General features: G+C 69.1%; 13 protein-coding genes, 1 pseudogene and 1 CRISPR repeat array. Of the genes and pseudogenes, 11 read left to right on the forward strand and 3 right to left on the reverse strand.

Features of this window, described 5'->3' with window-relative positions; translation table 11 throughout:
• Positions 1-2: 2 nt before the first annotated feature.
• The gene (locus tag HHX33_RS09990) at positions 3-1,169 is read right to left on the reverse strand and encodes a hypothetical protein (RefSeq protein WP_182874311.1); all 1,167 of its coding nucleotides are present in this window, start codon (positions 1,167-1,169) and stop codon (positions 3-5) included.
• A 177-nt stretch (positions 1,170-1,346) separates the two neighbouring features.
• Here HHX33_RS09990 and HHX33_RS09995 point away from each other — a divergent pair, with 177 nt between their 5' ends.
• The 3 genes from HHX33_RS09995 to HHX33_RS10005 all read left to right on the forward strand — a co-directional run bounded on the left by HHX33_RS09995 (position 1,347) and on the right by HHX33_RS10005 (position 5,562).
• Positions 1,347-1,604, forward strand: a complete 258-nt coding sequence (locus HHX33_RS09995; RefSeq protein ID WP_182874312.1) for a hypothetical protein — start codon at positions 1,347-1,349, stop codon at positions 1,602-1,604.
• 461 nt (positions 1,605-2,065) lie between these two features.
• Complete coding sequence (locus HHX33_RS10000; protein ID WP_220501668.1) at positions 2,066-4,570, forward strand: hypothetical protein; 2,505 nt, start codon at positions 2,066-2,068, stop codon at positions 4,568-4,570.
• Positions 4,567-5,562 (forward strand): aminoglycoside phosphotransferase family protein, encoded by a 996-nt coding sequence (locus tag HHX33_RS10005; RefSeq protein WP_182874313.1) that lies wholly within the window; start codon positions 4,567-4,569, stop codon positions 5,560-5,562. The genes HHX33_RS10000 and HHX33_RS10005 overlap by 4 nt, the downstream gene beginning before the upstream one ends.
• A gap of 16 nt (positions 5,563-5,578) precedes the next feature.
• Here the strand turns inward: HHX33_RS10005 and HHX33_RS10010 are convergent, their stop codons facing one another.
• Positions 5,579-6,421 (reverse strand): GntR family transcriptional regulator, encoded by an 843-nt coding sequence (locus HHX33_RS10010; protein WP_182874314.1) that lies wholly within the window; start codon positions 6,419-6,421, stop codon positions 5,579-5,581.
• Between the two features lie 136 nt (positions 6,422-6,557).
• Here HHX33_RS10010 and HHX33_RS10015 point away from each other — a divergent pair, with 136 nt between their 5' ends.
• The 5 genes and pseudogenes from HHX33_RS10015 (at position 6,558) to HHX33_RS10035 (ending at position 13,361) form a co-directional block, all read left to right on the forward strand.
• Positions 6,558-7,082, forward strand: a complete 525-nt coding sequence (locus tag HHX33_RS10015; protein ID WP_259402308.1) for an ATP-binding protein — start codon at positions 6,558-6,560, stop codon at positions 7,080-7,082.
• A 53-nt stretch (positions 7,083-7,135) separates the two neighbouring features.
• A CRISPR array of direct repeats spans positions 7,136-7,705; the repeat unit is 30 nt; unit sequence GTTGCGACCCCTCGTAGGGGCGATGAGGAC.
• Positions 7,706-7,985: 280 nt separating this feature from the next.
• The gene (locus HHX33_RS10020; RefSeq protein ID WP_182874316.1) at positions 7,986-8,714 is read left to right on the forward strand and encodes a CRISPR-associated endoribonuclease Cas6; all 729 of its coding nucleotides are present in this window, start codon (positions 7,986-7,988) and stop codon (positions 8,712-8,714) included.
• A complete protein-coding gene (locus HHX33_RS35765; RefSeq protein WP_259402309.1) occupies positions 8,711-9,661 on the forward strand; it encodes a hypothetical protein in 951 nt (316 codons plus the stop codon). Before HHX33_RS10020 ends, HHX33_RS35765 begins: the two co-directional genes overlap by 4 nt.
• A gap of 18 nt (positions 9,662-9,679) precedes the next feature.
• Positions 9,680-9,739, forward strand: a pseudogene (locus HHX33_RS37105) (hypothetical protein); the annotation flags it as partial.
• A 2,023-nt stretch (positions 9,740-11,762) separates the two neighbouring features.
• Positions 11,763-13,361, forward strand: coding sequence for an alpha/beta hydrolase (locus tag HHX33_RS10035; RefSeq protein ID WP_182874317.1), 1,599 nt, complete (start codon positions 11,763-11,765; stop codon positions 13,359-13,361).
• A 36-nt stretch (positions 13,362-13,397) separates the two neighbouring features.
• Here the strand turns inward: HHX33_RS10035 and HHX33_RS10040 are convergent, their stop codons facing one another.
• On the reverse strand, positions 13,398-14,021 hold the full coding sequence (locus HHX33_RS10040; protein ID WP_182874318.1) for a TetR/AcrR family transcriptional regulator: 624 nt from the start codon (positions 14,019-14,021) through the stop codon (positions 13,398-13,400).
• 68 nt (positions 14,022-14,089) lie between these two features.
• On the opposite strand from HHX33_RS10040, the gene HHX33_RS10045 reads away from it, so the two are divergent.
• The 3 genes from HHX33_RS10045 (at position 14,090) to HHX33_RS10055 (ending at position 18,104) form a co-directional block, all read left to right on the forward strand.
• On the forward strand, positions 14,090-15,286 hold the full coding sequence (locus HHX33_RS10045) for an FAD-dependent oxidoreductase (RefSeq protein ID WP_182874319.1): 1,197 nt from the start codon (positions 14,090-14,092) through the stop codon (positions 15,284-15,286).
• A 148-nt stretch (positions 15,287-15,434) separates the two neighbouring features.
• Entirely contained in the window at positions 15,435-15,980 is a 546-nt protein-coding gene (locus HHX33_RS10050; protein ID WP_259402310.1) for a YbhB/YbcL family Raf kinase inhibitor-like protein, read from the forward strand.
• Positions 15,981-16,163: 183 nt separating this feature from the next.
• The gene (locus HHX33_RS10055) at positions 16,164-18,104 is read left to right on the forward strand and encodes a hypothetical protein (RefSeq protein WP_182874320.1); all 1,941 of its coding nucleotides are present in this window, start codon (positions 16,164-16,166) and stop codon (positions 18,102-18,104) included.
• The last annotated feature ends 6 nt before the right edge of the window (positions 18,105-18,110 follow it).

Here is an 18,110-nt window from a genome sequence, read left to right on the forward strand (position 1 = left end):
CCTCACTTCGCGGTCTGGTACGGATGCGGGACGACCTTGACCTCGTGGCCGAACAGCCAGCCCAGCGCGAAGGCCACGCTGACCGGCGCGGCGATGAACAGCCGCAGCCGAAGCTCGCGATATCGCGGCCGAGTGAGTGTCCAGGCCCGCCAGGCCGCGTACACGTGCCGTACGGCCAGCTCGAAGTCGGCGAGCGACTCGGGCAGGTTGGCCGGGCCGCCCTCGACGACGAGTGCGGCCCGGCACCGCTCCCACCTGCCGTCGGTGTCCAGGCAGCCCTCCCGGGCGGCCCGCAGCGCCTGGGTGACCATCAGCGGGTTGTCCGCCAGGTGGACGACGAGCGCGACGGCCGTGCCATCGGTCACCTCTTCGAACTCCGGCGGCTCGGTGACTTTGGCCAGCCTCGCCGCCCTCACGGCCTCGGCCGAACTGAGCGGGTCCTTCAACCGGCCGCTCATCCGTACGGCGGCGAAGAAGTCGGACCCGTCCCGTTCCGCACGCTGCGGCAGCACCGGAGCGCCTGCCAGCTCCGCTTCACCGTCGTGCGCCTGCTCGCCGCCTCCGGCCGGCCGGGCACCACCACCGAACGCGCGTAACCGCCGCTGCACGTTGAACTTGAACCGCGCGCCCAGCTCGAACGCGTCGGGCAGCGCGGCGTTGATGTAGAGCGAGACCGGGGTGGCGGGATCCGACTCCGACAGCTCGGTCAGCCGGGCCGTGACCAGTTCGTACGCCAGGTCGAGCGTCTGCCTCCGCGCCTCGCGGGCCTCCGCCTGTTCCTCGACGTCGTCGCCCGGCGGGGGAGCCGGAACGTCGCGCCGCACCGCGAAGCAGGAGTCGTGGTGGCGGCGCGCGTGGTCGGCGGCCGCGGCGCTCCATTGGCCACTCCACGGCCCACGCCAGGCGCTCCTCGGCAGGGAGATCACGATGCCGACGCCCCTGCTGCGCTGCTGCCAGAGATTGATGCCCGCGAACGTCGCGGCGGCGACCACGCACAGGAGCGTCAGGAACGACCGCTGGTCGCCAAGCCAGCTCTTGATCACATCAGGCACGGTGCCGGCGGCCACCGCACCCGCGACACCAGCGAAAGCCGCCACCATCCAGCGCGACGCGCCTTCCAGCAACGGCCTCGCCGTACCTCCACCGGCCCCGACCGGGGAACGCCTCATCCGTCTCTCGCCCTCTCGCCCGTGATCCGCGCTCTCACCCCCTACAGATGGACGAAAACGCAGGCCTCCGCCAGCTACCGGACGATCAACCGCACTCGGCCTCCTGACCAGCCGTCCTTGCCCACATGTACGGCTGCCGTAGGGTCTGCGGTGCGACTGACTACATTGCGGGTGACCATGACGACCGCCAGCCGTGAGGCGGCGATGGACCTTGTCAGGTCGGCAGTCGAGGCCCGCCTCGCGGCCAGGGGCCAGGTCTTCGGCGCCCGGGGCCAGAGCATCATCACGGGGCTTGAGAAGGCGTTGCGACCCCTCACAGGGGTGATGAGGACTCGAAGCCTGACGGACTACTGGCAAGAGCAGATCATGTTGCGACCCCTCGCAGGGGCGATGAGGACCTCTATAAGAAGCAGAAGCACGATAGGGATGGGCTGATGTTACGACCCCTCGTAGGGGCGATAAGGACTTGGCATCATCGTCGGCAGCGCTATCGTTGCCGGTGCGTTACGACCCCTCGTAGGGGTGGTGAGGACTCGGGACCGCCGTGACCCTCGCTCAGGCGGTGCTGTTACGACCCCTGGTAGGGGTGATGAGGACATCAAGAAGGCCGTCACCGCCGACATCCAAGCGGCCGTGTTACGACCCCTCGTAGGGGTGATGAGGACCCCTCACCGCCGCCCTCACCGAAGAGGCGGGTGACCTGTTGCGACCCCTCGCAGGGGCGATGAAGACCCCCCACGGTAAAGCCGCAGGTCGCGGGGCGCAAGAGCGGCTGCTGAGAGGACCGTTTTGCAGCGAACCTCCGGTTGTGTAAGAAACCCGGGAGGTCTGCTGCACAAGCATGATCAAGGTCGTGGCCGTGATGAGGTCGGCTACGACGCACCGAAAATCGGAATGTGGACGTGGAGCTCTTGAAAGTCGTTGACCGCTCCGTACCCTTGCCGTTTTCATTGGTGGGCACGTCACACGACGGCCCCCATACCGAGAGAAGTCGAATGCCCCTCGGACCCCGTTTTCGCCGGGTTGCGGCGTTGCAGCGCCCATTTGTGGATCGAGAAGCCGCTTTCGCGGTTTTCGATGAGGAACTCTCCCGGATCGGGCAAGAGCCTCGTGTCCTCAACATCACCGGCGTGGGTGGGATCGGCAAGTCGCGGTTACTACGCGAGTTCGGCGAACGGGTCAAGGCGTCCCACCGGATCGCTTCGCTCGACCTGCAGGTGCCCGCTCACCGGCAGCAGGAGGACGCCCTCGCCGTGCTCCGCATGCAGCTCGGCGAGCAGGGTGTCCGATTCGACCGCTACGACATTGCCTATGCGGTGCTGTGGCAGCGCCTTCATCCGCACCTGGCCCTTACCCGAGCGGAGTTGCCGTTCGTGGAACGCAGCGAGGTTCTGACCGAAGTTCTCGACACCGCCGCCGGCGTACCGATATTCGGCACCGCGGTAGGGCTGCTGAAGCTTCTGGAAAAGGGCAACAGCAGCCGTAAGCATCGCCGCCACCTACGGGAGAACGAGATTCTCCAGCAACTCGACACGCTTCCCGGCGCGGCGCTGGTCGACGCCGTCACCTTCATGTTCGCTGAGGACCTGCGTGCCAGTAGTGAGGACAAAGCGTACGTGATTCTCGTGGACGCCTACGAAGCTCTGGGCCGTGTGCCCAGTGACGACGCCTCGCTTCGCGACCTGGCGGCACAACTCGATCGCGGCCTTACAGTCATCGCCAGCAGGGAGCGGCTGAACTGGGAGGTCCACGATTCGGACTGGCGGCGCGTCGTCCGGGACTTTCCTGTCGAAGGGCTGCCGATGGAGGCGCGGCTGGAACTACTGGCCGACGGCGGCATGAGCGATCCCGTCCAGCGTCGCGTCATCGCACAGGCGAGCGTAGGGCTGCCGTTCTACCTGCACCTGGCCACCGACAGCCAGGCCGACGGTCACGCGATCTCCCAGGATGAGATCGCTCAGCGTTTTCTGCATCATGTGAGCACGGAGGAACGCCGCTACCTGCAGTTGCTCAGCGTGACCCGGACCTTCGACTACGAGCTGTTCCGGGGTCTGGCGGCGGCCTTCCACCTGCCCGGGGGCAGGCTGGCGTGGGAGGGCCTCGTCGCCTACTCCTTCCTGTACCCGGCGGGCAACGGCTGTTTCCATCTGCACCAGCTCATGGCCGAGATGCTGCGGGCACGGCTCTCGGCAGAGATGATCGGCGAAGCCCACCACACCCTTCATCTTCTCTGGAGCAGGCGAGCCGAGGATCCTGCCGGCATTCGTGAGCTTGTCTTCCACGGCCTGCACGCGCACGCGCTGACGGCCGACAAGCTGCTGCTGTACGCCGACCGCATCACCGCCCGTGGTGGAGCCCGGGGCATTAGCGGTCTGATCTCGGATCTGCGGGCCTATCTCGACTCGCCCGATGGCCGAGACGATCCCGCTCTTGAGGAAGCCGCTGCCTGTCTCGCCGCCGAGGCGGCCGTACTGCTCGGCGACTCCGACCGGATCAACGAGTTGACGCCCGACGCACCCTGGCGGCTGGGAACGGAGCCCGGCGCGCGTCTTGCGGTCGCCGCCGCCCATGGCCGGCGAATCGCCGGGCAGACCGCACGCGCTCTGCAGATCTACAGCGACGTCCTGGCCACCCACGACGGACCGGCGAGGCGTCCGGCCGGCCTGTGGGCCGCCGACCTGCACATGGCTCAGGGTCGGTTCCGGCGTGCCTTCGAACTGGCGGAGCAGGTCACGAGGGAGTGCCCTGCTGACGACCTCGTGCTCCAGGGCGACCTGGCCCGGCTACGTCATCTGGCACTTCGCTTCTCGTACGACTTTGTCGCTGCGGAGAGGCATCTGGGCGAAGCGGTGCAACACTACGAGCAGGCACAGACCATCATCGGGACGGCGCTGGTCGCGACCAACCGAGCGGAGCTGCTGGCATGGACTGATCCGACCGCCGCTGTCGCCGTCGCGAAGGAGGCCGTGGAGGTCAACTCAGAGATCGGCGCCATCCACGAAATCGGTAAGGCCTACAGCGCTCTCGGCCAAGCCCTGCTGACGCTCGGGCGTCACGCCGAAGCCGGCGAGGCACTCGACGCCGCCTGCGCGGCCCTGGAGAAGGCCCGCTATCGCTCCGGCCGGGCCCGCGCCGAGCTTCTGCGGGCGTGCCTGCACCTGCGCCGTGGGGAGGCGGACGACGTGGCGATCTCAGCGTGCTGGGCGGTCGACGAGCTCCTCAGCGTGGAGGTCTACCCCACACTGATCGTCGTCGCCGACCGTCTGCTGGAACTCGTGAACCGGCCGGATGAGAAGGTGAAGGCCGCCGCCCGACGGGCCTGGGTCGCGATTGAACCGGTCGACTCCCATGACGCGCTGGAGGATCGCATGACGCACTACCTGCGAAGGCTGCTGGGATGACCGGGGAGGACTATCGGGCCGCGTACGAGGCCGCTCTGAAGGCACCGGGGAGCAGCGGATTTTACAACAAGAACGTCCGCATCGATACCGCGTCGGGCCCGGTGATCGTACGAATCCCCCTGCACGAAGCCGACGAAGTCGACTTGCGGATCTGGCCGGAACATGAAGTCTTGTCAATCATCGCGCCGTATGTGACTCATGCTCCCCGGCTGCTGCACGTATCCGAATCACCCGCGTACCAGGTGCACGAGTTCATCCCCGGCCTTGTCGTGGACGACGTGGCGTCGCGCGGTGACCGTGTCCCTCCCGTCGTCCTGGACGCGGTGGTGGAGCTGTTCTCGGAACTCGCGAGGGTGCCCCGCGACGCTGTCCCTGGCCTACCGCAGACCTGGCCGACCGACGGGGACACGTCCGCCTTCGCCAACGTCCTGTCCGACACCACCCAGCGCGTCTACGACGCCTTTGTCGACGAGTTCGCCTGGCTGTTCGCGGAGCTGGGTATCCCCGCCGATCCTCTTGCTGCGGCGCGCGCACGATGGCCGGCCATGACCGCACGCCCCTTCCGGCTCGTGCATTCCGACGTGCACCGGAAGAATATGATCGTCGATGGCGCACGCACGATCTTTCTCGACTGGGAGCTCGCCCTCTGGGGTGACCCGCTGTACGAGCTTGCCGTGCACTTCCACAAGATGGCTTACCAGGACGACGAGCAGGAGGCCGTGCTCGGCCGGTGGCTCGTCGCGATGACTCCAGAGCTGACACGGGGCTGGGAGCGAGATCTGGATGCGTACCTCGCCCACGAACGGGTGAAGTCGGCGATCGTCGACACCATCCGCTACAGGCAGCTGATCTCCTCCGGAGAGCTGACGCCCGCAGAAGAGCAGGACCTTATCGACAAGCTGCACGCCAAGCACGCCGCGGCGACGGCTGTGTGGGGTATCCCCAAGCCGGTGTCCCGCGAGACGATCGAGAAGTCGGTTCGACGGGACTGACCGTACCCGTCATCTGTTAGAGGTCCGCCTCATGGCTGATCGTGGTCCACACACTCTCGAACCACGCCCGGGCCTGGGCGACGTACTGCGAGGAAGTCGAGGAGGGGTCATCCGTCAGCGAATGGTGGAACAGCACGGTGTCCCTGCCCATGACGTCGTAGAGGTCCTTGCGCTCACCATCAAGGCGAGCCGTGTGGCGAACGACGGGGTAGAAGCCGAAGAAGACCTGCTCATGGTTGATCACGTACAGCTTGAAAAACGGCGTGGCCGCGTAAGCGCGCACCTCCACCGACGCGTTCCGCACGAGGCCGAGATCGGCGAGTTCGTGCACGCTGTCGTTAACGAGCTGGACACTCCGCCGCAGAATTCGCCGACTTCGCTGCATGACGTCGGTTTCGTCGGCAGGGCCGTCGACAAGGCGCGGCAGGAGCATCGGCTGCTCCATGTCCGGGATGAGGATGCGTAGCGAAATCGAGTCGGGAGTAAGCCTCCCGATGCGGACCTTGTCGAACGGCTCCTGGAGCACTCCCGCCAGGGTCTCGCCCGAGAACCCGGCGAAGTCGAGCGAGACGACCCCCTGCTCGAACGCGCGCTCCAGGTGCGGACGCAGTTCGACGGGACGCTCGGTCCGTTCCCGGACGAACACGCCACTCCCCTGCCGGGAGACGACGAGCCCTTCGTCCCGCAGAAGCCGGATGGCTTGCTGGACGGTCATCCGCGCCACGCCGTAGGTGGCGGCCAGTTCCGTCCCGGAGGGGAGCTTCTCCCCCGGCTCGAACGTCTTGGTAAGGATCGCCGCCCTGAGTGCGTTGGCCACCTGCTTGTACGGCGGCCGCGGATCGTCGGGGTCCAGGCTCATCACACCGGAAGTCTAGGTTTACCTAGCCTGCCTAGCTGGGTTTTCGCCGATTCTCTTGACAGGGAAGTCACAGAGCGTAATCGTTCAAGCATGCCTAGGTGACCTAGACAAGTTCCCCGCCGGAAGGACAGCCCAGATGACCGATGACACCAGCACCCTTTCGCCCAAGCGCTCCGGTGAGGTGCGGCCGGAACTCATCGACGCGATGATCCGGCTTCGACCAGGTGGTCTCGCCTGGCGACGTACCTTCCCCGGCCGCCTGGAGCAGGTGTCCCGCGCCCGCCGCTTCGTACGGTTCCTGCTGGAGGACTCACCTCTGAGCGACGACCTTGAGCAGATCGCTGCCGAACTCGCCGCGAACGCCGTCGTACATACGAGCAGTGGCGGCCTGGGCGGCACGTTCATCGTCGAGGTCACCCGTAAGCCCCAGATCATCCGCGTCTCCGTCTACGACTGCGGCTGGGGCGGCACCCCCAGTTTCAAGCAACGGAAAGGGGATGAATTGGCCGAGCGGCAGCGAGGGTTGGCCATCGTCGCCGCCCTGGCATCGCGGGTCGGCTTCCGCGGCACCCAAGCCATCGGCCACGCCGTCTGGGCCGAACTCCTAACAACCGCCCCCGAGACCAGCAACCGCGACCTCGCCTCTCGCAACCAGTCATAAACCGGATGGACGGGCCGACATGCTGCCAATCGGCATGGACGTCGCCAGTCAGCCATTGCGACCCCCCCAGGGGCGATAAGGACTTATGGAGATGCCGGCCTATGGCGAGCCCGGCCGGATCGAGGTTGCAACCCCTCGCAGGGGTGATGAGGACCGCCATCCAGGGCCTGGCCGACGCCGGATTCGTCAGGTTGCGACCCCTCGTATGGGCGATGAGGACCCGAGCACACCGCGCGCCTCTGGCAGAGCGGTATGGTTGCGACCCCTCGTAGGGGCGATGAGGACCGCTGGCCGACATGAACGTGAGCGCGGTGATCGCGGCGTTGCGATCCCTCGTAGGGGCGATGAGGACGGCCGAGCAGGTCTCCCAGATCGTCCGGGAGACGCTGTTGCGACCCCTCGTAGGGGCGATGAGGACCTGGCCAGGGTGTTCCGCGTTGAGCTGCCCACGGTGCGGTTGCGACCCTTCGTAGGGGCGATGAGGACCGGTGTACCCGACACACAGCAGGTCCGTGGATGCGGGTTGCGACCCCTCGCAGGGGCGATGAGGACGACTACGACGTCCACGAGAGCCCACGCGTACTGGGGTGGTAGTTGCGACCCCTCGTAGGGGCGATGAGGACCCCAACGTAAAGCCGCAGGTCGCGGGGCGCAACAGCGGCTGCTGAAAGAGTCGTTTTGCAGCGAACCTCCGGTCGTGCGGAAAACCCGGGAGGTTCGCTGCAAAACCATGATCGAGAAGGCCGCTTGCACCGGCAGAAGCGTACCCACCTCTTGCCGTAGCCATCGTCCGTTCCGCCTTGTCTCCCGGGCGGGCGCGCCGAGGAGAACGCCGAGGTCAGACACCGGCCTCGGCTTTCGTCCATCTGTGTTCCACGAAGGACAGACGCAAGGAGGAGAGCGGTGAGAGTACGGATCGAGGTGGCCACGGCGGCGACCGAGCTCGCATGGGCGAATGTGCTGGCTCCCGGACGGTCCCTGGCGTACGACCTGCTCGCGCGGGAAGCGCCGGACCTGGGCCGGCAGTTCCACGCGCAGGGAGCGGGACCGTACGGCATGGTTCCGCTGGGGCACAGTGCGCCCGTCTTTCCCCAGGCGCGGCGACGTCGTGGAGCGTACGCCCTCGGGGGTCGTGGCTGGGTGGAACTGGGCAGCCCGCTGTTCGAAGTGACCGCCGCGTTGGCGCAGGGGATCAAGCGGCGGGAGCTGCTCGACTGGGGAGGCGCCGCGTTGCGGATCCTCAGCGTCGCGCCGGTCGAGCCTCCGTCGTACGCGTCGGGGCGTGGACGGTTCCGGACGCTCACCCCGGTCGTCATGAAGGGCACTGGCCGGGAAGAGTCCGGCCAACGGACCACCCGGCAGGCGTGGCTGCTGCCGACCGATACCGAGTTCCCTGTGTTCTTTCAGCGCAACCTCCGGCGGAAGGCGGAGACGCTGGGGCTCGACCCGGAGGTGTCACTCACCGAGATCTCCTGGATCGGCGCGAAGCGCTCGTTCGCCGTGGGCCAGGGTGCGAAGCCCGGCGCGCCCGTGGAGGTGGAGTTGACCGGGCCACCCGACACGCTGCGGGCCATCTGGAGCTGGGGGCTCGGCCAGGCCAACGCGGCCGGTTTCGGCTGGGTGGCCGCTTGAGCGACGTCGACAATGAGGGGAAACGGCCACTGCTCACCGCGCATCCCTTGCAGCGGGTGGGTGCGTATGCACTGGCGTTCCTCGGCGGAGCGCGCACACCGGAGCATCTGGCGCCCTCGGCCTTCGACGAAGCCGTCGGCATCCTCACAAAAGACGCCTTCCGGGCGGCGCTCGTGCGGGACACCAAGCATGACCAGGGCTTCTGGCTCAAGGCCAGCATGTCTTTCTTCCCGAACTCGAAGATGAATCATCCGAGCAACGCGAAGAAGGACGACGAGGAGATCCGCACCGCCGTGCGGAGCTGGCGTACGTGTCCCGAGCCCGGCGCTTGGCCGGAAGCGGCGTGTGCGCTGTGCGGGCGGGCGGCCGTCGGCTTCTATGGCAAGAAGGACGTCCCCCTGGCCGAGAGCGACGTCTACCGCAACACCACACCGCGCGGCCATCAGGGGTTGGCGTTGTGCTGGCCGTGCCTGTGCTGCTTCTACGCCCTCCCGTACGGCTGCCGTCTCACAGGCGGTCCCTCCATAGCGCTGCACAGCTGGGACGAGCGGTTCATGGCGCGGACGGTGTCGCGCCGGGTCGAGCGGAGCCGGCAGTTCATCGCGCTGGGCACGGCCGACACTCGGGGAGGGTCCGATCGGGAGACGATCGCGCTGCGCGCGTTGCGCGACCACGACGACCGGTTGACAGCGGGCCTGGAATTGCTGGTCTTCAGCAACAACAACCGGGGACAAACCCTGAAGATCCAGCCGATGGACCAGCCGCTCGCCGAGACCGGCAGGAAGCTGGTCGTCCAGACCGTCAGGGACGAGCTGGCCGTGACTATTCAGCACTGGTCTCTCGGCCGCAACGTCGCCTACGACGAGTTGCTCTATCTGGAGGCGCTTCAGCTCACCCGCCGATGCCTGGAGGGCACGCCATACAAGCCGTTCCGGATCTGGTGGTGAGGCGACGTGTACGTGGTCGTGGTCTACGACACGCTGGCGAAGCGCAACGCCGCCATCCTGCGGCTGTGCCAGCAGTATCTCCACCACGTGCAGCGCAGCGTGTTCGAGGGAGCGCTGAGCCCGGCACAGCTCAAGAGATCTTCGCCACCGAGTCGAAGAGGTGATCGATCAGTCGTACGACAGCGTTCTCGTCTTCACCTTCCCACCCGGCGCCTCCCCCGAACGCCAAGAATGGGGCGTCGCCCAGCCCGCCCCCACGGACATCCTGTGAAGCAACGCCTTGATCATCATGCTGATTGCAGCGAACCTCCCGGTTTTCGTGCACAACCGGAGGTCCACTGCAGAATCCCGCGTCAACCAGGCATCAGAATCCATTCTGACCTGCCGCTTTATAGTGGGGTCCTCATCACCCCTACGAGGGGTCGCAACATGGCGGGCTTGCCGCAGACCTGGCACAGGCCGAAGTCCTCATCACCCCTACGAGGGGTCGCAACGTCATGAGGCCGCGCTCATACGCCATGAGGTTGGTGGTCCTCATCGCCCCTACGAGGCGTCGCGACGTCATCATGCTGGCCCGGCACAGGGCGCGGGTGTAGGTCCTCATCTCCCCTGCGAGGGGTCGCAACCCTAAGAGGGCGGCTGTCCGCCAGTCCTTGGGATCTAGTCCTCATCACCCCTACGAGGGGTCGCAACCTGTACGGCGCGCCCTTGAAGAACACCGTCCGGTCGTGTCCTCATCACCCCTACGAGGGGTCGCAACATGTCCCCCGCCCCTAGCCGTTCTTGTGCAAGGACTTGTTCTCATCACCCCTACGAGGGGTCACAACGCGCACATCACCGACGTGGACGGGCCCGTGCAGTCGTTCTCATCACCCCTACGAGGGGTCGCAACATGGTCTTGATCCCGTAGGTGCGCTCGGCATACGCAGTCAGTTCTCATCACCCCCTACGAGGGGTCGCAACCCGACGACATCCGGGGCGGTGACGAACAGGCACCGGTCGGGTCCTCATCGCCCCTACGAGGGGTCGCAACCGAGCTATGAGGAACCTATTGAGCTGGGGGACGGTCCTCATCGCCCCTACGAGAGGTCGCAACAGCTGGTGTTAGGTCGGGATGGACGGTACTTCGTGGTCCTTATCACTCCTACGAGGGGTCGCAAGACGGTGACCATGCGCGACTCGCGAATGCGCACGGCGGTCTTCATCACCCCTACGAGGGGTCGCAAGACGGTGACCATGCGCGACTCGCGAATGCGCACGGCGGTCTTCATCACCCCTACGAGGGGTCGCAACGTCATGAGGCCGCGCTCATACGCCATGAGGTTGGTGGTCCTCACCGCCCCTACGAGGAGTCGCAACCTGGCCTGCCGACGGGCCCGTGCCCAGTCGACGCAGGTCCTCATCGCCCCTACGAGGGATCGCAACTCAGGGCGTAGATCGCGTCCCTGATCTGGGTCTTGATGGGTCCTCATCGCCCCTAAGAGGGGTCGCAACACGGTGGGGCTGAGGCGGAGGCTTCGGATGGGGTTTTCGGGTCCTCATCGCCCCTACGAGGGGTCGCAACATCCATCCCCAAGGGGGGTTCTCTGGGTACCGTCCCACGTCGTCATCGCCCCTACGAGGGGTCGCAACTCGTGCCCGATGCGCGTAAGGGGAAGGATCCCGACCGTGTCCTCATCGCCCCTACGAGGGGTCACAACGTGCTCGGGTACCACTGCCAGCGCCAGAACGAGCTGACCAGTCCTCATCACCCCTACGACGGGTCGCAACTACAGTAGGTCAGCGAATCGCTGTAGCTAAACGAGTCCTCATCACGCCTACGAGGGGTCGCGCAAACCCGGCTGCGCCGGATCGAGGCTGGTGGATCCGCCGTCCCTATGGGGCGGCGGCGTCCGGGTGATAGGGCGGAGTCGGCCGGTCGGCACGCAGACTTTCGCACGCGTGGTGCGCCCGCGAGAAAGTTTCACGTGCGGACCTGGGTGAGGTGCCCGGGAACTGCGTGCCCTCCCGTACGGCCGACGCCCCGGTTGCGGCGGGTTGCGCGGAGTGCGGCACGTCGTCCATGATCCACGCCATCCACATGATCAGGAGGCCGTGCGGGATGGCGTACCAAACAAGTGGGTCGCGGCGTGTGGTCGTCGTGATGTTCGCCGTCGCGCTCGCGGCGGTACTGACCGCACCACCGGCAGCAGCCGCGCGGGCAGCGGACAGCGCGGTGGCGGCCTCGCAGGGGGCGGACAGCGCGGCGGCCGAGCGGAGCACGGACAGCACAGAGAGCACGGAGGCCGCCGCAGGGGCGGACAGCGCGGCGGGCCGGTTCGGGCGGCAGGAGTTGCACTGGGGCGACTGCGCGGGGGTCGCCGACGCGGCCCTGCGGTGCGCGGAGGTCGCCGTGCCGCTGGACTACCACCACCCCCACGGCCGGAAAATCACGATCGTCGTTTCGCGGCTGCCCGCGACCGACCCGGCCCGCCGCCGTGGGGTGCTGCTCACCACCGGTGGCGGCCCCGGCGGGCCCGGCGTCCCGCTGCCGTCGAGCCTCGCCCCCATGCTCTCCCCAGAGGTGCGGGCGCGCTACGACCTGATCGGCTTCGACATGCGGTTCGTCGAGCGCAGCACGCCCATCGGCTGCGGCCAGGACGTGGAGGAGCCCGGCGGCTACTGGGTCCGCACCGCCACCTCCGGAAGCTTCCCCTCCGACACGGCCGAGGCCCGCGCGTACGCCCGGGCGTGCATGCGCGCCGCCGGGTGGGCGCTGCCCCACGCCACCACGGCGAACGCCGCGAGGGACATGGACGTCATCCGCGCCGCGCTCGGCGAGGAGAAGATCTCCTACCTCGGCGGCTCCTACGCCGGCATGCTCGGGGCCGTCTACAGCACGTTGTTCCCCCGCCGGGTCGACAGGTTCGTGCTGGACAGCCCGCCCAACGCGGACCTGGTCTGGCGGGCGTACGAACTGGCCCGCACTCCGGCCTTCGAGGCCGGGACGGCCGCCTTCGCCGCCTGGACGGCCCAGCGGAACGCCGACTACGGCCTCGGCGACACCGCGCAGAAGGTCACGGACGCCGTCACGGGGCTCATCCGCCGCGCCCGCACGGCCCCGATCGTCGTGGGGGGCCACGCCTGGACGTCCGATGAGGTGGGGACGCTGCTGGTGGTGGGCATCTACGACGAGCGGTCCTTCGGCCTGGTCGCGGCGGCCTTCGCCGCCCTCGCCGCGGGGCGGGAGCCGTTCGTGCCGTTCCCCCTCCGCCCGCTGCCCCCGGCCGGAGTGCCCGGGGTGCCCGCCGACAACCACACCGCGACCAACATGGCCTACCGGTGCGGGGACGGGCCGTGGCCCCGCGATCCCCGCGACTACCTGCGGGACATCGCCTCCTACAGTGAGCGGTATCCGCTGTTCGGGCCGGCCAACGCCAACATCACCCCGTGCGCATTCTGGCCGAGGATCGAGGACGAGCCGGTGCGGCTGTCGGCCAACCGGTCGCCCGGGGTCCTGGTGACCGCCGCGCTGCGGGACGTGGCTGTGCCGATCGCCAACAGCCGCGCCGTCGCCGCGCGCATCCGCGGGTCGCGCATGGTCACCATCGACGCCCACACCCACGCGCCCTACCCGGCGTACGGCAACGCGTGCCTGAACGGCGCGGTCGATGCCTTCCTCACCACCGGGACGCTCCCGGCCGCCGACGTCGCCTGCTAAGGCCCGGTTTCTGACGCCCGGCGCCGACACCGGGCGTCAGGGACCGGCCAGGCCGTGCAGCAGCAGGCCGGTAAGCGCGTCGACGATCTCGTCGTCCGTGGCGGCGGGCCCGTGCTCGCCCGCCGTGAGGACGGCGTAGCCGAACATCGACAGCATCGCCGCCATCATCGCGGCGAGCAGGGCGGGATCGCCCGGCAATGGATGCCCGCGATCCCGCAGATACTCCAGGTGGTCCCGCAGCACCTCCGACTCGGCGGTCAGACTCGCCCAGGCGGCTCCGGAGGCCGGGCGCTCGGCGATCAGCGCCTGCATCCGCGCCGCCACGACCGGCAGGTTGGCCCGCAGCACGCTCCAGGCGACGGCCATGTGCCCGCGTAGCTGCGCCCGGTCGGTGAGGTCGTGGTCGCGGGGATGCCCGGCCGCCCCGATCTCCTCGTCGGCCTGGCCCTCCAGGTCGGCCATCAGGGCTTGGAGCAGCTCCTCCTTGCTCTTGAAGTGCTCGTAGAACGACCCCGTCGCCCGGCCCGCCTCCGCCGCGATGTCCGCGATCTTGGTGTTGAGATAGCCGCGTTCCATGAACAGGCGGCGCGCGGCGTCCTTCAGCGCGACCCGGGTCTCGGCCGCCTTCGCCTTGCGCACCCCGCCTTGACGTTCGTTCATGCGTCAAATCATACTGAATCCAGATTCGCCGAATGACTGTTCAGTGAACCGAGATTCAGGAGGATGGGATGCAGGTCATCGTGGCAGGCGGCGGAGTGGCCGGGGCGACCACCGCGCTCGCGCTGCGGCGCATCGGAGCCGAGGTCACCGTGTACGAGGCGTACACCGACCCCGCCGGACCGGTCGGCTCGTTCCTCAGCCTGGCGGCCAACGGGCTCAAGGGCCTGCGCGCGCTCGGCTGCCTCGAAGCCGTGCAGCAGGCGGGCTTCGACGTGGCGCGCCAGCGCCTGTGGGCCGACACCGGCAAACTCCTGGGTGAGGCGCCACGCGGCCGCCCCGAGGGCGAGCCCCTGCACAGCGTCACACTCGAACGCGGCCGCCTCGTCGAGACGCTCCGCGCCCGCGCCGCCGCCCACGGCGCGCGCTTCGTCACCGGCGAACGGCTGACCGGCGCCGTCCGCGACGGCGCCGGGATCCGGGCCCGGTTCGCGAGCGGCCACACCGCCCGCGCGGACCTCCTGGTCGGCGCCGACGGCATCCGGTCGGCGACCCGGCGCGTGCTCGACCCGGCCGCGCCCGAGCCGGCGTACGCCGGGTTCTACTCCGTCTCCGGCGTCTCACGCGGCGTCGACGTCGAACCCGGCGTCTTCAACATGGTCTTCGGCCGCAAGGGCGCGTTCGTCTACCTGGCCGCCCCCGGCGGCGAGGTGTGGTGGTCGGCCCAGGCCGCCTCCGCGACGCCTCCCGGCCCGGACGAGGCCGGCCTGGACGACCTCCGGGACCTCTACCGCCACGAGGAGACGCCGTCCGCACTGCTGCGCGCCGCGACGAGCGTCCGGCGCCCGACGCTCATGCACACCCTGGCGACAGTGCCGGTCTGGCACGACGACCGGATCGCCCTGGTCGGCGACGCCTGGCACCCCGTCGGCGCCGGTCAGGGCGCGTCGATGGCGATCGAGGACGCCGTCGTGCTGGCCCGCTGCCTGGCGGCCACCGGCCACGCGCCCACGGCCCTGCCCACCGGCCCGGCAACCGCTCTGGCCGCGTACGGGCAGGCGCGGCGGGACCGCGTCGCCAGGATGCTCAAGGCCGGTGACGACAACCGGGACGCCAAGGCCATGGGCCCGGTCGCCCGCCGGCTCCGCAACCTGATCATGCCGGTCGTCTTCCCGTTCGCCTACGAACGCGCCACGGCCTGGCTCTACGACCACGACCCCGGAGCGGGCCTGTCGCCGGTCGGCCGGGTGCCCGCCGTACGCGGGTAGCCCACGCCGCCCTCCGTACTGACTTTTCGGTCATATTGCTCGTAGAGCGAACAAGTAGAGGTCAACCGGCCAACGCGGGCATGGACGGCTGTACGGATCATCGCGATGCGGTCGGGGCACCTGTCCAATCCGCGTAGCATCATCGGGCATGGGGTCGCCGAGAAAATCAGCGGTCGCGGGAGCCGCCGTCACGGTGACGGCGCTCATGCTGGCCACGCAGGGCTGCGCAATCATCGGCGGCGGATCGCCGAGGAACCTCGACGTCATCAGCGTGTCCAGCCCGCAGTTCCGCGACGGCGCCCCCCTGCCGCAGGACTACTCCTGCAAGGGGGGGCAGGGGAACCCGCCTCTTCGTTGGTCGGGCACGTCGGGCGCGAAGTCCGTGGCCCTCGTGGTCGACGACAGCAGCCCGCGCGGCGGGCCGGAGGTGCACTGGGTGGTGTTCGACATCGATCCCGACACGACCGAGCTGGGCATGGACGACGTCCCCCGGGGCGCCCGGCTGGGCAGGACGACGAGCGGGAAGGTGGGCTATACGCCCCCATGCCGGACCGATGGCAGCTACCGTTTCACTGTCTACGCGTTGGACGCGAAGCTCGGTCTGGAGCAGGGTGCCGGCCTCGCGCCGACGCTGGAGAGGATCGCGAGCCACACCATCGCACGTGGACGCCTCACGGCGGACACGATCGAGTGACATGCTGGGCACCGGAGGTAGTCGTGCTACACCAATCTTCACCTAGGGTGTGACAACGGTCATCGTGGTCGAGCAGAATCGGTTTCAATTGCTGAGCGCAGGTGGCCAGAGGGGGCAGGTCGCGTCGATGGCCGCGCGACCTCACCGGCGCCGCAGAAAGGCCATGGCCTTGAAGGTGGTGCTATGACTGCGGTCATTGTCGGTCTTGTCGCCGTCGTGCTTCTCGTGCTGCTGGTCGTGGCGCTGGGCATGCGGTCGATGAACCGCAGAGAGAGCGCTCTCTCCTCAGAGCGCATCAAGGCGATGGCCGAGAACAAGGGTCCCAAGCCGCGCCGGCCGGCCGAGGAGACGTTCTTCGAGAGCTTCCCCAAGGGGTTCGACGCCTTCGAGGAGCCCGAGCCCGAAGCGCCCAAGCCGCGGCCGGCGAGCACCCGCCCCGGCAGCCGGCAGGCGCGTCCCGCACAGCGCGGCGGCAAGCAGCCCGCCGCCGCCCGCGGCAAGCGCGGCGTGGACGAGTGGGGCGAGCCGGACGACTACGACGACGACTACTGGTCGCGCGTGCGCGCCGACGAGGGCGGCTTCGGCGGCACGATCGCCGCGAGGATGGCCACCCCCCGGCCCGTGCAGGACACCTCAGGCCCGGCGAGCGCATCTCCGGGCGCGTCCCAGGGACAGGCGGCCGACGCCGACGCGGTGACCGTGCAGGCACCCCTGCCCGCGCGCCCCGCGGCCGGCCGCGCCGACGCCCCCGTCCCCGCCTCGGCGATGGCCGAGCAGAAGACCATGACGTTCGCCGCGCCGACGCCCGACCTGCTCGACGCCGCCGGCTCCCCCGCCACCGGCCCGTTCGACGCCCCCGCGACTCCCGCCGCCCCCGCCAGTGGGCCCTTCGCGGCCCCTGCGGCCGGTACGCAGAGCGGCAGGCCGGGCAGGTCCGGCAGGTCGTCGCGAGCGGCCCGCCGCGCCGCGGCCGCCGCCTCCGCCGACGCGGGTCAGGCGAGCGGTTCCTACGACATCCCCCGAGGCACCGGCCCCTTCCCGGCGTCCGCGGGCACCGGCCCGTTCACCACGCCGTCGGGCACCGGCTCGTACCCGGCGACGCCGGGCGCCGACGCCCTGGACGGCGTCCAGGCGAACACCGGCCCGATGGCCGCCTCCGGGGACACCGGCTTCTTCAACCGTGCCGCGGCCACCGGCCCGTTCCCGTCCGCCGGCGGCACGGGTTCGTACGACAGCCACGCGGCCGGTTCCTTCGACGCCGCGTCGGCCTCCCCCGTCCCGGAGACCGGGACCTTCGTCATGGGCAGCTTCGACCCGGCCCGCGGCAGCGGCGCGTTCGAGGTGGCGGCGCCCGCCGTTCAGCCCATCGTCCAGCCCACAGCTCAGCCCGCCGACGCCCTCGCCGAGCCTGCGCCCCAGAGTTCCTTCGACCCTTGGACGGCCCGTCAGCCGGCCCGCACCGACGCCTACGACCCCTCCCAGGCCTCGACGGGCCCGTTCCCGGCCGCGCGCCCCTCGTACTCCCCCACCCCGGAGCCGTCCGCCGGGAACCCCGGAAGCCTGGGCGGGGCCACCGACCCCGGCTGGCCCGCAACCGGCAGCTACCCGCCGGCCCCCGCCGCCTCGGCTCCCGCACCGGGCTCCAACTGGGCGGGCGCACGGGACGTGCTGGACGACCCCGAGCCGTCGCACGGCTCGTCCTCCTGGCCGAACGCCGAGACCTACCAGACCCCGGCCTACGACGGCTACCAGGCGGGCCACTCCGGTGAGTCCTCCTATCCGGCCGCGTCGTCGCCCGTACCGCCGCCGGTCGCGCCGTCGTACGAGGTGAACCCCGGCTGGGCGTCGATCGACGCCTCCGACGCCGTGACGGGCACCACGCCCGGGTCCGCCTCGCCGTACGAGTCGGCGGGCTACGACGCGCCGTCGGGGCAGAGCCAGTACGGCTACGACCAGCAACAGCAGGGGTACGGCGGCACGCAGCCGTCGTGGCCCGAGCAGAACATGGGCGGAAGCTGGCCCTCCTACGACGAGCTGTACGGCGACGCCTCCACGTCGGCCGGCGGCCGTCGCCGGGGCAGCCACCGCGATCCCGACACCGACTATCCCGACTACTATCGGTGACTTTCC

The organism is Microbispora sp. H10670 (assembly GCF_014161385.1).
In the GTDB taxonomy this organism is placed as follows: Bacteria; Actinomycetota; Actinomycetes; order Streptosporangiales; family Streptosporangiaceae; genus Microbispora; species Microbispora triticiradicis.

Excerpts from the sequence above, each read along its gene's own strand:
- HHX33_RS09990 (WP_182874311.1), bottom strand. The coding sequence starts at position 1,169 with ATGAGGCGTTCCCCGGTCGGGGCCGGTGGAGGTACGGCGAGGCCGTTG.
- HHX33_RS09995 (WP_182874312.1), top strand. The coding sequence starts at position 1,347 with ATGACGACCGCCAGCCGTGAGGCGGCGATGGACCTTGTCAGGTCGGCA.
- HHX33_RS10005 (WP_182874313.1), top strand. The coding sequence starts at position 4,567 with ATGACCGGGGAGGACTATCGGGCCGCGTACGAGGCCGCTCTGAAGGCA.
- HHX33_RS10010 (WP_182874314.1), bottom strand. The coding sequence starts at position 6,421 with ATGAGCCTGGACCCCGACGATCCGCGGCCGCCGTACAAGCAGGTGGCC.
- HHX33_RS10015 (WP_259402308.1), top strand. The coding sequence starts at position 6,558 with ATGACCGATGACACCAGCACCCTTTCGCCCAAGCGCTCCGGTGAGGTG.
- HHX33_RS10035 (WP_182874317.1), top strand. The coding sequence starts at position 11,763 with ATGGCGTACCAAACAAGTGGGTCGCGGCGTGTGGTCGTCGTGATGTTC.
- HHX33_RS10040 (WP_182874318.1), bottom strand. The coding sequence starts at position 14,021 with ATGAACGAACGTCAAGGCGGGGTGCGCAAGGCGAAGGCGGCCGAGACC.
- HHX33_RS10045 (WP_182874319.1), top strand. The coding sequence starts at position 14,090 with ATGCAGGTCATCGTGGCAGGCGGCGGAGTGGCCGGGGCGACCACCGCG.
- HHX33_RS10050 (WP_259402310.1), top strand. The coding sequence starts at position 15,435 with ATGGGGTCGCCGAGAAAATCAGCGGTCGCGGGAGCCGCCGTCACGGTG.
- HHX33_RS10055 (WP_182874320.1), top strand. The coding sequence starts at position 16,164 with ATGACTGCGGTCATTGTCGGTCTTGTCGCCGTCGTGCTTCTCGTGCTG.